13 protein-coding genes and 1 other RNA gene are annotated in these 13608 nt (G+C 52.5%); 1 reads left to right on the plus strand and 13 read right to left on the minus strand.

What is annotated here, in order from left to right:
• Positions 1-17: 17 nt before the first annotated feature.
• From rnpB to era, 12 genes are all read right to left on the minus strand, one after another.
• Positions 18-426, minus strand: an RNA gene (rnpB, locus tag AC4G46_RS24415) — RNase P RNA component class A.
• Positions 427-488: 62 nt separating this feature from the next.
• Positions 489-1604, minus strand: coding sequence for a Nif3-like dinuclear metal center hexameric protein (locus AC4G46_RS24420; protein ID WP_491124991.1), 1116 nt, complete (start codon positions 1602-1604; stop codon positions 489-491).
• On the minus strand, positions 1580-2356 hold the full coding sequence (locus AC4G46_RS24425; protein WP_491124992.1) for a tRNA (adenine(22)-N(1))-methyltransferase: 777 nt from the start codon (positions 2354-2356) through the stop codon (positions 1580-1582). Before AC4G46_RS24425 ends, AC4G46_RS24420 begins: the two co-directional genes overlap by 25 nt.
• Entirely contained in the window at positions 2353-3177 is an 825-nt protein-coding gene (locus AC4G46_RS24430) for a hypothetical protein (protein ID WP_491124993.1), read from the minus strand. Before AC4G46_RS24430 ends, AC4G46_RS24425 begins: the two co-directional genes overlap by 4 nt.
• Positions 3178-3270: 93 nt before the next feature.
• Positions 3271-4404 carry an RNA polymerase sigma factor RpoD gene (rpoD, locus tag AC4G46_RS24435; protein WP_068729286.1) on the minus strand — a complete coding sequence of 378 codons (1134 nt, stop codon included), beginning with the start codon at positions 4402-4404 and terminating at the stop codon, positions 3271-3273.
• Positions 4405-4444: 40 nt separating this feature from the next.
• The gene (dnaG, locus tag AC4G46_RS24440) at positions 4445-6265 is read right to left on the minus strand and encodes a DNA primase (RefSeq protein WP_491124994.1); all 1821 of its coding nucleotides are present in this window, start codon (positions 6263-6265) and stop codon (positions 4445-4447) included.
• Positions 6266-6305: 40 nt separating this feature from the next.
• Positions 6306-6773, minus strand: coding sequence for a YaiI/YqxD family protein (locus AC4G46_RS24445; protein ID WP_491124995.1), 468 nt, complete (start codon positions 6771-6773; stop codon positions 6306-6308).
• Between the two features lie 262 nt (positions 6774-7035).
• On the minus strand, positions 7036-9117 hold the full coding sequence (gene glyS / locus AC4G46_RS24450; protein ID WP_491124996.1) for a glycine--tRNA ligase subunit beta: 2082 nt from the start codon (positions 9115-9117) through the stop codon (positions 7036-7038).
• Positions 9110-9997, minus strand: coding sequence for a glycine--tRNA ligase subunit alpha (glyQ, locus tag AC4G46_RS24455; RefSeq protein WP_491124997.1), 888 nt, complete (start codon positions 9995-9997; stop codon positions 9110-9112). Before glyQ ends, glyS begins: the two co-directional genes overlap by 8 nt.
• Positions 9998-10460: 463 nt before the next feature.
• Positions 10461-11216, minus strand: a complete 756-nt coding sequence (gene recO / locus AC4G46_RS24460) for a DNA repair protein RecO (RefSeq protein ID WP_491124998.1) — start codon at positions 11214-11216, stop codon at positions 10461-10463.
• Between the two features lie 36 nt (positions 11217-11252).
• Positions 11253-11396, minus strand: coding sequence for a YqzL family protein (locus AC4G46_RS24465; protein WP_491124999.1), 144 nt, complete (start codon positions 11394-11396; stop codon positions 11253-11255).
• Positions 11397-11503: 107 nt separating this feature from the next.
• Complete coding sequence (gene era, locus AC4G46_RS24470; RefSeq protein WP_491125000.1) at positions 11504-12397, minus strand: GTPase Era; 894 nt, start codon at positions 12395-12397, stop codon at positions 11504-11506.
• Between the two features lie 225 nt (positions 12398-12622).
• Here era and AC4G46_RS24475 point away from each other — a divergent pair, with 225 nt between their 5' ends.
• Positions 12623-12748 (plus strand): hypothetical protein, encoded by a 126-nt coding sequence (locus tag AC4G46_RS24475; protein ID WP_491125001.1) that lies wholly within the window; start codon positions 12623-12625, stop codon positions 12746-12748.
• Positions 12749-13079: 331 nt separating this feature from the next.
• On the opposite strand, the gene AC4G46_RS24480 is transcribed toward AC4G46_RS24475, so the two are convergent.
• Positions 13080-13571 (minus strand): cytidine deaminase, encoded by a 492-nt coding sequence (locus AC4G46_RS24480; RefSeq protein WP_491125002.1) that lies wholly within the window; start codon positions 13569-13571, stop codon positions 13080-13082.
• Positions 13572-13608: the final 37 nt, after the last annotated feature.

Raw genomic sequence — 13608 nt, forward strand, 5'->3', positions numbered from 1 at the left:
TACAACTGGTTGTCAGTTAGGAAAGTTTGCCGTAAGCCGGGTTCTGTGCTCGTCGTGGTTCATACGGGAACTACCCTCCCACCATAAGCGACAATCATCTATCTAGGCCGTACATTACTGCACGGCTCCAGCGACCAACCTAGACACGCCTCAGGCGAAGGCTGCCCTTCCGGTAAAGGAAGTGCTGTGTCTCATTAGGTCTTGCTCCAGATGGGGTTTACCAGGAACGAAGTCACCAGCGTTCCTCGGGGTCTCTTACACCTCGGTTCCATCCTTGCCTGTGCCGCCCGAAAGCGGCCATCGGCGGTCCATTTCTGTGGCACTATCCTTCGGCTCGCGCCGACTGGACGTTATCCAGCACCCTGCCTTGTGGAGCCCGGACTTTCCTCCCGCGGACAAGCCGCCGGCGATTGTCTGTCAAACTTCCCGAACAACATTGTATATTATACAGACTTGCACCAGTCTGCACAAGTGTAAATAAAGGGATTTTACAGGAATTTGAACGGCTCTGTGCCGATATCCGAAGCATAGACTGCCGTATCGTATTTATGCTCGGTCAGCTTGCCGGACATCCACTCGGCTACCTTGACCTTCATAATCTTCTCGGCATTATGGCCCGGGTCAATGAGCGTAATGCCGGCCAGATATGCATCCTGTGCGGTATGGTAATCAATGTCACCCGTTACAAGCACATCGGCACCTTTAAAAATAGCGCTGTTATAATACTTGGCCCCGGAGCCCCCCATCACAGCAGCCTTGCGGATCTTACGGTTCAAGTCTCCGACGACACGGACATGTTCCACGTCCAGTCCCTTTTTGACTGTTTCGATGAATTCGCCGAGTGTCACCGGCTCTTTAAGCTTGCCTACCCGGCCCAAGCCGAAGCTGCGGCCCTTGAGGTCCATGGAGTAGAGGTCGTACGCGACCTCCTCATAAGGATGAGCCTTCAGCATCGCCTGCACCACTTTATTGCGGACAGACAGCGGAACGATGGTTTCGATCCGGATTTCCTCGGCACGCTCCATTTTGCCGGCTTCACCAATATAAGGATCAGAGCCCTCGCGCGGCACAAATGTACCGTAGCCCTCAATGTTGAAGCTGCAGTGACTGTAATTACCGATCCAGCCGGCACCTGCGTTCAGGATCGCATCCAGCACCTTCTGATGGTGATCTTTAGGCACGAACACTACCAGCTTGGACAGCTGATCCGTGTGAATGTCCTTGATCGGAGCACCATTTTCAATACCCAGCGCTTCAGCCATCCAGTCATTCATTCCGCCTTCTGCCACATCAAGGTTGGTATGGCTGATATAGACGGCGATATCGTTCTTGATCAGCTTCTCATATAGCTTGCCCATCGGAGTATCGGTCTGAATGCCTTTGATCGGCCGGAAAATAATCGCATGATGCGCGATGATCAGATTGCAGCCTTTGGAAATCGCTTCGTCTACAACCTCATCGTTTACATCAAGCGCAACCAGTACGCCGGTAATTTCCTTCTGCAGGCTGCCAAGCTGCAAGCCCACATTGTCCCATTCCTCGGCCAGATGTTTCGGGGCAAGCTGCTCCATGTAGCTGATTACAGTCTGTCCTTTGGCAAACATTCCAGCACCTCCGAAATTTTCTTGATCTGCGCCCGGATTGCAGTCCGCTTCTCTTCTGCCGATTCCAGCTCCGAACGGGACAGTGAAGACAGTATCCCTTCCAGCTTGGCGATCTCCCCCTGCCACTTGGCAAAGAATACCGCATTCGGCTTCTCCAGCAGCCAAGGCCCCATCTGCAGAAGAGTCTCCGGACTTAATACAACACCGCCCGGCAGCATACGCTCAAGGTAGAGTTGCTCATTTGTCAGCCCGAAGGCTTGTCCCTCCGGCAGCGCAGTGAGCACTTCATACGTTTTGCCGTCTTCTTCGAGAATATGCTCGGTGATGACCACCCAGCCGTTATTCAACAGCCAGCGGCGTAAGATATCCTCGCCGACATTCGGCTGCAGCGCCAGGGTTTTGACCCCCTCCAGCTTGCCAAGCACACGGCCGCGTTCAAGAATAGCGGCGATCAGCGATCCGCCCATGCCGGCGATCGAGATACAGTCCGCTTCGCCCGGTTCCAGCACTTCAAGGCCGTCGCCGCGCCGCACAGCAATTTTGGCGCCCAGTCCGGCTTCCGCAACGCCTTTGCGAGCTGCTTCATACGGGCCCGGGTTTACTTCACCGGCAATTGCAGAGACTGCTTTGCCGCTCTCAACGGCAGCTACAGGAAGCAGCGCATGATCGGAGCCGATATCAGCAAGCCTGCTTCCCTCCGGCACCTGTTCCAGCAGAAGCTGCAGCCGGTCTGATAATTTTACTTTGTTCATGATCCCACCCACGTTATCCATTTTTTTCGGAAAATAAACAGCAGAGCCAGCCCCGCCGCTATCTTCACAATCAGTAACAGCGAAACCCAGTCAGGAAAGCCTTGTCTAAGCCACAGCGCATCGACCTCCGGCATTAACCACAGTGAAACCCCGACTCCCAGATAGACCCCTGACACACCGCTGACCTTGTGATAGAGCAGCCAGCTTAACCACACCATAAGTACACAGAGCGGAAGCCAGAGCAGCTCCAGCTCCAGCATGGATGCTTCCGGACGCATCTGCCCGGAGAATCCGGCATAGAGGAGTGCCCAGAAGGCAATCCCGCAGTAGTGGAGCAGCCCGATCCGAAGAGTGAATCCGAGCACACTCCAGAGCAGCCCGCAGCCGGCAATCAGCACAGGCTGCCAGAAATCAGGATCAAGACCATGCAGCGCAATCATCCACAGGCCAAAGCCCATCGTCAGCACGCTGCCGACCCCGGCCAGCAGAAGACTGATTGTCTGGTTCCGGTCCCTGTAAATTGCTGAATAACCGTAACAGACGACCAGGACACAGAGTGCCGTTGCAATTTGCAAAGGCCAGGGAAAAACGCTAAAATAAAGACTAATCATGAAAATCAAGGAAATTATTCCAAAACCAAACAACCAAATTTTGATGCTTCCCTGCTGCAGATTTTGCAAGGATACCGGATTGCTGTCTTTGATTTTGTCTTCATCATTATAAAGGTTTGTCAGGAAATCACAGTATTGCTCCGGCAGCAGCTTGCTTCTTCTCCAGTATTGAATCTCTTTGATAATGGTCTCACGTTTTTCCAGATTCAACGTCCGATCCCTCATTTCCCCCTGGGGCATAGGCTGTTTTCAAGCGCAAAGGACCCCCTGCCGCCGTGCAGCAGAAGGTCCGGTATAGTACAACTATTCGAGGAAATCCTTGAGCCGTTTGCTGCGGCTCGGATGACGCAGCTTGCGCAGCGCCTTGGCTTCAATCTGACGAATCCGCTCACGGGTCACGCCGAATACCTTGCCAACTTCCTCAAGGGTTCTTGTCCGTCCGTCATCCAGACCGAAACGGAGTCTGAGTACGTTCTCTTCACGCTCAGTGAGCGTGTCCAGCACATCCTCCAGCTGTTCCTTCAGCAGCTCATAGGCAGCTGCATCCGCAGGGGCCAGAGCCTCCTGATCCTCAATGAAATCTCCCAGATGCGAGTCATCCTCTTCCCCGATAGGCGTTTCCAGCGATACCGGCTCCTGGGCAATCTTCATGATTTCTCTGACCTTCTCGACAGTCAGCTCCATCTCAGCGGCAATTTCCTCCGGCGACGGCTCGCGTCCCAGTTCCTGCAGCAGCTGGCGGGATACACGGATCAGCTTGTTGATCGTTTCCACCATGTGCACCGGAATACGGATGGTACGAGCCTGGTCGGCAATCGCACGGGTGATCGCCTGACGGATCCACCACGTAGCATAGGTACTGAATTTGAAACCTTTGTTGTGGTCGAACTTCTCGACCGCTTTGATCAGACCCATGTTACCCTCCTGGATCAGATCCAGGAACAGCATGCCGCGTCCGACATAACGTTTGGCGATACTTACAACGAGACGCAGGTTGGCTTCAGCCAGGCGGCGTTTGGCTTCTTCGTCACCGTTCTTGATCCGCATAGCCAGCTCGACTTCATCATCAGCCGACAGCAGGGGCACGCGGCCGATTTCCTTCAGATACATCCGGACAGGGTCGTTGATCTTGATTCCCGGCGGAAGCGACAAATCATCGTCAAAGCTGAAGTCATCATTGTCGTTGCCGTCACTGTCATCCCCTTGCCGGAGCGGAGAGCCTTCATCCTCGTTATCATTAACCACTTCAATCCCGTGATCACTGAGCTGCTCGTAGAACTCCTCCATCTGCTCGGGGTCCTGATCAAACGGCGACAGTTTCTCCATGATATCTTTGTAGTTCAGTGATGATCTTTTTTTACCTTGTTCAATAAGCTGGTCCTTAACCTGATCCAGAGTAAATTCTGCTTCCAGTTCAGTATGCTGATCGTTCGCCATAATTCGACTCCCTCCTCCCTAGGTACATCCTGTCAGTTCCTCATTGTCTCTCTAGGGTTATAATCTCACTTGCTATTTGTGCCGCACGCAAAAAGTCGCCGGATTTCTCCGCTTGAATCATCTCTTCACGCTTTTGCTCCATCTTGCGCTGTGTAGGGTATTTCCTCACTTCACGGATGCAGTCATCCAGAACCTGGGTGTTCCAGTCCGGAGGGGTGTCCATCATGGATATCGCCGTAGCGGTTTTCTCCAGACGGTCATCCTGAAGCGATGATAGAAACCGGCTGATGCCGGGTGGTTTGCCTTGCGCGTAATAGGCATATAGATAAGCAGCAATTGCCGCATGATCATCGATGTTGAACTCTTCTCCGAGGCGTTCGCCCACATAAGCGGCTGCTTCCGGGTCCTGTATCATTAGAGACAGCAGTCTCCGTTCCGCAGCATGATAAGCTGGCAGTAAAGTGGGTGTCTGCACCTGCCCTTTTTTATGCCTACCATTATTCCACCTTTTATCGTTATTATCCCCTTCGGGCATGTTTTTTTGCATAGACGCCCGGAGTAAATTACAGTCCTGCTTCAGGCTGTCATAGGACAGCTCCAGTTCGGAGGATATTTCCCGCAAATATACTTCCCGCTCGGTCGAGGAATGCAGGGTGGCGATAATCTGCAGCGCCTCCTTGACATAGGCAATTTTGCCGTCTTCCTCTAGGAGTATATGGTTTTTTTTCAGATATATAAGCTTAAATTTTATGGCTGAGACCGCAGAATCAATGATCCGCTCCATGAAGCTCTCTGCACCGTGACGGGAGATAAATTCATCTGGGTCCATTCCGCCCGGCAGTACGGCCACTTTAACCCGCAGCCCGCTTTCCTCCAGCATCGGGATTGCTTTCAGCGCTGCAGCTTGTCCAGCCTTGTCACCGTCATAGGAGAGAACAATCTCATCCGCCAGACTTTTCATTAGCGCCACATGGCTTTCCGTCAGCGACGTGCCCATAGTGGCAACACCGTTATGCACCCCTGCTTCCCAGGCCGAAATGACATCGCCGTATCCTTCAAACAGGACAATTTGCCGCATTTTGCGGATAGATGCTTTGGACTGGTGCAGATTGTACAGAATCCGGCTTTTGTTAAATATTCTGCTCTCCGCAGAATTCAGGTATTTCGGCTGTCCGTCTCCGAGGATTCTTCCGGCAAAAGCAACCACCTTGCCCGTCCGGTTCGCTATCGGAAAGATGATGCGCCCGCGGAAACGGTCAATATAGCCCTTCCCTTCTCCTCTGGCAGACAGCAGCCCGCCTTTTTCCATTTCAGCAAGATCAAACCCGCGCTTCTCCAGAAATTGCAGCAGTGTATCCCAGCGGTCCGGGGCAAAACCGATCTGGAACTGGTCAATCATTTTGTCGCTGAAGTTCCGGGATCTTAAATAGTTCATCGCGGCCGTGCCGTATTCCGTGTTCTTCAGCAGAAAATGATAAAACTTCGCCGACAATTCATAGGCTGAAAGCAGCCGGTCCCGCTCAGGATCAGGGGGAGATAACGGTCCGCCCTTGCCCTCGGGAATTGCAATATCACTTTCTTCAGCCATTATTCTGACTGCTTCGGGGAAGGATAGTCCTTCGATTTCCATCCTGAATTTGATGGCATTTCCGCCCATACCGCAGCCAAAGCAATGAAACACTCCCCGGTCGGGGGTTACTGTGAAGGAAGGGGATTTCTCCGAGTGGAACGGGCAGAGGCCCCATAGATATTTACCCTGCTTGGTCAGATGGACAACCTTGCCGACTGTTTCGACAATATCATGCCGCGCCAGCACGCTTTCGATAACTTCTTCCGGAATATTACCGTGTCCGCTTGCCACTTTTAGCCACCTTCATCTCTTAACAAATAAATATAATTCGCTATTGCTGCACATTCTCCTGCAAAAGGGTTAAAAGTTTTGTCAGTTTATGTTGAAAAAGATTTTTTTCTTCGGCGGTAATCGCCTTAGGCCCTTTGGAATAGTGCCCGCGCCGGCGTTCCACCGCTCTGGCATGCCTGCCTTCCAGCATAAAATCCATCTTGGAATCCTCATACTCCTGCCCGCGGTTCGACAGTACTCTGCAGCGTTTGCCAAGCGCCAGTGCAGCCAGGCCGTAGTCCTGGGTAATAACGATATCCCCGGCAGCAATATGATTGGCGATGTAAAGATCGGCACTGTCTGCTCCGCGGTCAACCTGAACCACTGTAACCCCTTCATCCGCCTGAAGCACATGATCGTAAGAAGAAACCATCAGCACAGGAACTTCAAAGGCACGCGCACAAGCCGTAATCTCTTTTTTCACCGGACAAGCATCCCCGTCGACAACAATTTTCCTTCCGCGGGGCATTTCCATCGCCATCACCAGATTCCTGTGTAATATATATACGCTTTACGCAAACCGAAATCCTTCTTTCGATAAAGCATAAATACGGAACGGATGTCAACTTACGCATTGGCACCGTTCCGTATATTTATACCCCAAAGCATCGATCTATACCATAGTTCACACAAAATCACAACTTTTTCAGGGCTGCTGCCCAAAAACCGGTGAGTGCTTCCTATAGCCAAGCTCTACTTGCGCCAAGCCGCTCCTGTATCCGGCAGGGTAATTACCACACCAGCTTGCCAAAATCGGCAAAGACTCTGGAGTCTGCATCCACCCCTGCCAAAAGCGCAAGACGGTTCGTGCGGATCTGCTCGTCCTCGGCCATAACCATTACGGAATCGAAGAACCCGGTAACGGCATCCTTCAAGCCGGACAGAATGCGCAGCGCTTCAGCAGCATTGCGGGCAGCAATAGCCTCCTGATATGGCGCATGAATACTCTGCCATGTCTCATACAGCTTGATTTCGGCTTCTTCCTTCAGCAGGGAAGGCTCGATAACAGTACCCTCTGCGGCTTTGGCAGCCAGATTGCTGACGCGGGTTAAGGAATCTACGGTAACTTTAAAATCATCCTGAGTACTTACAGCTTCGGTAAGTGCCCGGCTTCTGCCGACAACATCAACGATGTCGTCAAAACCGGCAGCGGTTGCTGCTTCTACAACATCATAGCGAATATTGTCATCAGCCAGCAGGCGTTTTACACGCAGACCGAAGAACTCGTACAGGTTATTACGCAGTTCAGGGGCAAAATGTTTCTCTTTACGTAAATTTTCATGCACTTCCACGGCCGCTGCGAAAATTTCCTGCAAGGTGATAGACAGCTTATGCTCCAGGAGCATCTGCACAATGCCTGCCGCCTGACGGCGCAGCGCGTAAGGGTCCTGAGAACCGGTCGGGATGATTCCGATGGAAAAGCTTCCGACGATCGTATCAATTTTATCGGCAAGGCTGACAACCAGACCCGCTTCGGTCGAAGGCACGCTATCTCCGGCAAAACGCGGCTGGTAATGCTCAAAGATCCCTTTTGCCACATTCTCGGCTTCTCCGGCTTTGCGGGCGTAATCTTCACCCATTGTGCCCTGCAGCTCAGGGAACTCACCGACCATCTGGGTCACCAGATCGAATTTGCAGATATCGGCAGTACGGCTTACTTCAGCTGCTGCAGCTGCAGACAGTCCAAGCTTGGATGCCAAAGAATCGGCAATCGCCCGGATTCTGCGCACTTTGTCGCCTACGCTGCCCAGTTCCACCTGATAAACAATGGTTTCCAGCTTGGCAAGGGCATCGCTGATCTGCAGCTTCTGGTCTTCCTCGTAAAAGAACTTGGCATCCGACAGGCGGGCGCGAAGAACCTTCTCGTTCCCTTTGGCAATCACATCAAGCGATTCTGCATTACCGTTACGCACGGTTACGAAGAACGGCAGCAGCTTGCCTGCGCTGTCCAGAACAGGGAAGTAACGCTGATGCTCACGCATCGAAGTGATCAGCACATCCTGCGGAATATCCAGGAAGGAAGGATCAAAGGTACCGAACAGCACAGTCGGCGTCTCCACCAGGAACAGGACCTCTTCCAGCAAATCTTCCTTAATCGCGATCGTCCATTCTTTGTCTGCAGCCAGCTTGTTGATCTGGTTCAGGATCAGTTCCTCGCGTTCCTGTACATCGACCAGCACATGCTGTGCCCGCAGCGCTTCAACATAATCTGCCGGCTGGGCAATAACAGCATCCGTACCCAGGAAACGGTGGCCGCGGCTCACATTACCTGCTTTGACACCGGTGATTTCGAGATTAACAATTTCCTGGCCGAACAAAGCCACCAGCCAGCGGATCGGGCGGACGAATTTGAAATCATAAGCGCCCCAGCGCATATTTTTAGGGAAGGTCATCGCATTCACGATTCCAGTCAGACCTTCAGCAAGCAGGGAGGAAGTCTCAACGCCGTCGCTGTTTTTGGTCACATAGATGTATTCAACACCTGCCAGCTCCTTGAATGTGAACTGCCCGGGATCAACACCCTGGCTGCGGGCAAAACCAAGCGCTGCCTTGCTCCAGTCACCGTTAGCATCCAGCGCGATTTTGCGGGATGGACCCTTTACTTCTTCACTTACATCGGACTGCCGCTCGGCAGCCTCTTTTACCAGTACAGCCAGTCTGCGCGGGGTAGCATAAGCTGTTACTCCGCTGTGCTCAATGCGTGAAGCCTCCAGCCATTTGGCTGTTCTGTCCTGAAGCTGCTCCATCGCCGCCCGGATAAAGCGGGCCGGAATTTCCTCAAGTCCGATCTCGAACAAAATATCTTTAGACATGCTCAGCACCTTCTTTCTTCAGCAGCGGGAAGCCCAGCTTCTCGCGTTCCTCCATATAGGTCGCAGCCACGGTACGGGCCAGATTACGTACTCTTGTAATAAAGCCGGTCCGTTCCGTCACACTGATCGCACCGCGCGCATCCAAAAGGTTGAAGGTATGCGAGCATTTCAGCACATAATCGTAGGCCGGGAATACCAGATGGCTCTCCATCGCTCTGCGTGCTTCCTGCTCGTAGGTGTTAAACAGGGTGAACAGCATCTGCACATCGGATACTTCAAAGGTATACGTGGAATGCTCAACCTCAGGCTGATGGAAAACGTCACCGTAAGTCACGCCGTCCACCCACTCCAGATCGAACACATTTTCTTTCTCCTGAATGTAGGAAGCCAGCCGCTCCATACCGTAAGTAATTTCTACTGCTACCGGACTGGTCTCAATTCCGCCGACCTGCTGGAAATAAGTAAACTGCGTGATTTCCATCCCGTCCAGCCATACTTCCCAGCCGAGGCCCGCACAGCCCAGCGACGGATTCTCCCAGTTATCTTCTACAAAGCGGATGTCATGCAGCAGCGGGTCCACGCCCAGCGCCTTCAGACTGTCCAGATACAGCTCTTGAATGTTGTCCGGCGACGGCTTGATGATAACCTGGAACTGGTGATGCTGGTACAGACGGTTCGGGTTCTCTCCATAACGGCCGTCTGACGGGCGGCGGGAAGGCTCCACATAAGCTACCTTCCACGGCTCGGGTCCCAGTGAACGCAAGAACGTCATCGGGTTCATCGTTCCGGCCCCTTTTTCCGTATCGTACGGGTTGACGAGAATACAGTTCTGCTCTGCCCAGAACTGCTGCAGCGTCAAAATCATCTGCTGAAAGTTCATACTACCGACTCCTTCGCTTTACAAGTGTATTGGCATCGCTGCCGTGAAGCATCTTACTGTGCCGCGATGGAGGCGGCGTTCTTCTATGCTGCAGCCGTTACAAGCGCCTGCAATGCAAAAAAGCTCCCGCCCCCATGCCTGATATCCAGACATAGGGACGAGAGCTTGACATATACTCCCGCGGTTCCACCCTACTTGATTACGCCCTGTATTGCCGGCTTCTGCTTATTGCACCGCTGCAACACGAATTGACGAAATCCACTTTTCATTCTGCCGTTTCCGCACTCCCGGGTGCCCTGTTCATGAACCATGCGCTGCCAGGCTTCCACTCTCCCCGACTCGCTTAAGCGGCATCTTGTTCATTACTTTCCCGATCACTGCACGTCTCTGAGGCTTCAGAGTAATACACGGCTGTAAAATTAAAAAGAAACTGTTCCCATAGTAACGGAAATTTCGGGATTCGTCAAATATTGTATTTATCCAGCTGGTCGAGGAAGCCCTGTGACTTCAATTTCAGCCCGAGCTGGGCATCCATGAAGGCGCGCATAATCTTTTTGAGCTCGCTGCGGGTAGCTTCCTTGACATCAACATTGCCGAGGCGTGTCAGATCCAGGGCCGCAAACAGCCGCATCAGCTTCAGGGCACGCGGAGAGATTTCCATCGCCGGGGGATCGTTGTGCCTGCAGCTTCGGCATAACACACCGCCGAGCCGCGGGCTGATCCGCAGCTCTTCAGCGGGCTTCTCCAGTCCGCAGGCGATACACTGGTCCAGTTCCGGCCCGTACCCTGCAGCCTGTAGTATTTTCATCTCAAACACATTAATAATGATGCCGGGTTCCTTGTCTTCCTCCAGTGCACTGAGACATGCCGACAGCTGGCGGAACCAGAAGCTGCCGGTCTCCTCATCATGCAATACACGGTCAAGCAGCTCGCAGGCGTATGAAGCATATGCCGCTTTAATCAAGTCTGTCCGTAACGCGTGACGCGACTGTATGATCTCACCCGCGTTCAGCGTTCCCAGTCCCCCGTTGTTGCGGAAAAATACAAATTCCCCGGTTGTAAACAGCTGGATCAGCGCAGCATGACGGCTCTTGACCTTTTTCGCGCCGCGGACGAGGACACCTACTTTACCGGCGTTCTCGGTGCAAATCGTAATGATGGCGTTCCCTTCGCCGTAATCCATACTGCGGATGACGATCCCTTCCACCCTGTGTAGCATGCCTCTTCCCCCAACCATCCGGCAAGCAACCAGTCTTTACTCAGCTTCTTCATCAAGAACCTGCTCTTCCTCCGCAGACAGCGGTCCGCCTGATTCCAGCGGATCTCCGGCTTGCCTGTACAGCAGATATGCATCGACATCTCCAGTCATTGCAAAATACTTCCACGAAAAGTCTCGCATTCGTATTCATCCTTTCTTCGGAAACACGATGTCTCTTCAGAAATAGGATGTGCGCTGAGCGGAGGTTTATCCTTGCAATTCCTGCCAGAAAGCAGCGGAGCCAGGCTTTAAACGTCCTTGTGGAAGCCCAGATCGCGCAGAACGCGGTCCTGGTTGCGCCAGTCTTTTTTCACTTTTACCCATAGCTCCAGGAAAATCTTCGATCCCAGCAGGTTCTCGATATCGGTGCGGGCCCGTCTGCCGACTTCCTTCAGCATGGCCCCCTGCTTGCCGATAATAATCCCCTTCTGGGAATCGCGCTCAACAAAAATAACTGCGCTAATATGCACCACACCGTTGGACTCAACACGCATATCCTCGATCCCTACGGCAATGGAATGCGGCACTTCTTCGCGGGTCATATGCAAAATCTTCTCGCGGATCAGCTCGGCGCAGACGAATTGCTCCGGATGGTCCGTTACCTGATCCTCCGGATAATACTGCGGCCCTTCCGGCAGGTATTTGGAAATCTGCTCCAGCAGCGTATTGACGTTGCTGCCCAGCTTGGCGGAAATCGGAATGATCTCGGCAAACGTGTGCAGCTTGTTGTATTCCGTAATCAGCGGAAGCAGCGCTTCCGGCTCGATTTTGTCGATCTTGTTCATTACCAGAATGACCGGTGTCTTGACCTCTTTCAGCTGCTCCGCGATGAACCGGTCGCCGCCGCCCATCCCTTCCGAAGCATCTACCAGGAACAGCACGGCTTCCACTTCATGCAGTGTGCTTAACGCTGTCATGTTCATGTAATCGCCCAGCTTGGACTGTCTTTTATGGATACCCGGCGTGTCCAGGAATACGATCTGCGAGTTGTTTGCCGTATACACCCCATGGATTTTGTTTCTTGTGGTCTGCGGCTTGTCCGACATGATGGCGATTTTCTGGCCGATCACCTGGTTCATGAGCGTCGATTTGCCAACATTCGGTCTGCCGATAATGGCGACAAACCCTGATTTGAATTTCATATGATCTTCCCTTTCGTGTTAAAACAAAAATTAAAAGCTTAAAACCTTTTTTCGATCCCCCTAAATCCCCCTTAGCCAAGGGGGACCCCAAGGGCCCCGGCCCTCTGGACACCCGGAAATGGGCGTGTGAGTGGTTGCCGGTGCTTCGAGCAGGTATTTGATCCAATGAGCGCTTTCGTTCCCTGCGGGAGCACGCTGGACGGCGGCGCTCGGGATGGCTTACGAGTGACTATCTTAGAGCAGACATTAGTGCTAGGAACGCTTTCGTTCCCTGCGGGAACACGCTGGACAGCAGCGCTCGAAATGGCTTATTGGCGGATTTCAGCACAGAGCGCGCGCAGGGATGGTTAACAGACGGAAAACCACTTCAAAGCTTTTCTCGCTACAGCCATCCCGTTAGCTCATCTGGAATATTGTGAGGGCTAAATTAACATTCTGTTGTATTTTATACAACAGAATCCACAAATAACAAACCAATTTCAAGATCTGTTGTATTTTGTGCAATAGATCTGCTCACAACAGGCAAAAATCAAGCATTTCTCCACAATCTGTTGTATAAAATACAATAGATTGCCACTTTAATGAAAAATCGGCCGTTCTATTGCACATAATACAATAGAAAGCCCCCAACACCAAAAATCAAAGACCCAGCGTTATAACAGCTGCTCCTAAGCAAGACAATCTACTCCGGCGCCTGCCCCTGCTCCAGATCCGCAGTCGTAAACGCGCCGGGCAGTAAATCGCCTACGGTGGTCTCTACGATATCACCTTTCAGGTTGCCGAGGATTACCTTCATTTCAGGTCCGCACAGCTCAACCATTACCTGCCGGCAGACGCCGCAAGGAGATACAGGCCCGTCTGTGTCAGCAACAACGGCAATCGCCTTGAAGGTTCCCGGTTTATGGCCGTCGGCAATAGCGCGGAACAAGGCGGTACGTTCACCGCAGTTCGTCGGGCCGTAAGCAGCATTTTCGATATTGCAGCCGTAGTGGACATGACCGTCCTGATCCAGCAGCGCTGCACCGACGCCGAAACGGGAATACGGTATATAGGCATTGGCTCTGGCCTTGATCGCTTCCTGAAGAAGTTGAGCAGATTCCATAGTGGTCCTCCTAAAAGTTTTGTCAGCATATGCTACCTGAGTGACTTCGCACAAAACGATCTTCGTAAGCATTCACTTAGTTTGTTTAGCATCTTCATCATGGCTTTAC

This window comes from Paenibacillus sp. fava2 (assembly GCF_058313675.1).

Excerpts from the sequence above, each read along its gene's own strand:
- recO (WP_491124998.1), bottom strand. The coding sequence starts at position 11,216 with ATGCTACACAGGGTGGAAGGGATCGTCATCCGCAGTATGGATTACGGC.
- era (WP_491125000.1), bottom strand. The coding sequence starts at position 12,397 with ATGAAATTCAAATCAGGGTTTGTCGCCATTATCGGCAGACCGAATGTT.
- AC4G46_RS24465 (WP_491124999.1), bottom strand. The coding sequence starts at position 11,396 with ATGCGAGACTTTTCGTGGAAGTATTTTGCAATGACTGGAGATGTCGAT.
- AC4G46_RS24425 (WP_491124992.1), bottom strand. The coding sequence starts at position 2,356 with ATGAACAAAGTAAAATTATCAGACCGGCTGCAGCTTCTGCTGGAACAG.
- AC4G46_RS24420 (WP_491124991.1), bottom strand. The coding sequence starts at position 1,604 with ATGTTTGCCAAAGGACAGACTGTAATCAGCTACATGGAGCAGCTTGCC.
- AC4G46_RS24480 (WP_491125002.1), bottom strand. The coding sequence starts at position 13,571 with ATGCTTACGAAGATCGTTTTGTGCGAAGTCACTCAGGTAGCATATGCT.
- AC4G46_RS24445 (WP_491124995.1), bottom strand. The coding sequence starts at position 6,773 with ATGCCCCGCGGAAGGAAAATTGTTGTCGACGGGGATGCTTGTCCGGTG.
- glyQ (WP_491124997.1), bottom strand. The coding sequence starts at position 9,997 with ATGAACTTTCAGCAGATGATTTTGACGCTGCAGCAGTTCTGGGCAGAG.
- rpoD (WP_068729286.1), bottom strand. The coding sequence starts at position 4,404 with ATGGCGAACGATCAGCATACTGAACTGGAAGCAGAATTTACTCTGGAT.
- glyS (WP_491124996.1), bottom strand. The coding sequence starts at position 9,117 with ATGTCTAAAGATATTTTGTTCGAGATCGGACTTGAGGAAATTCCGGCC.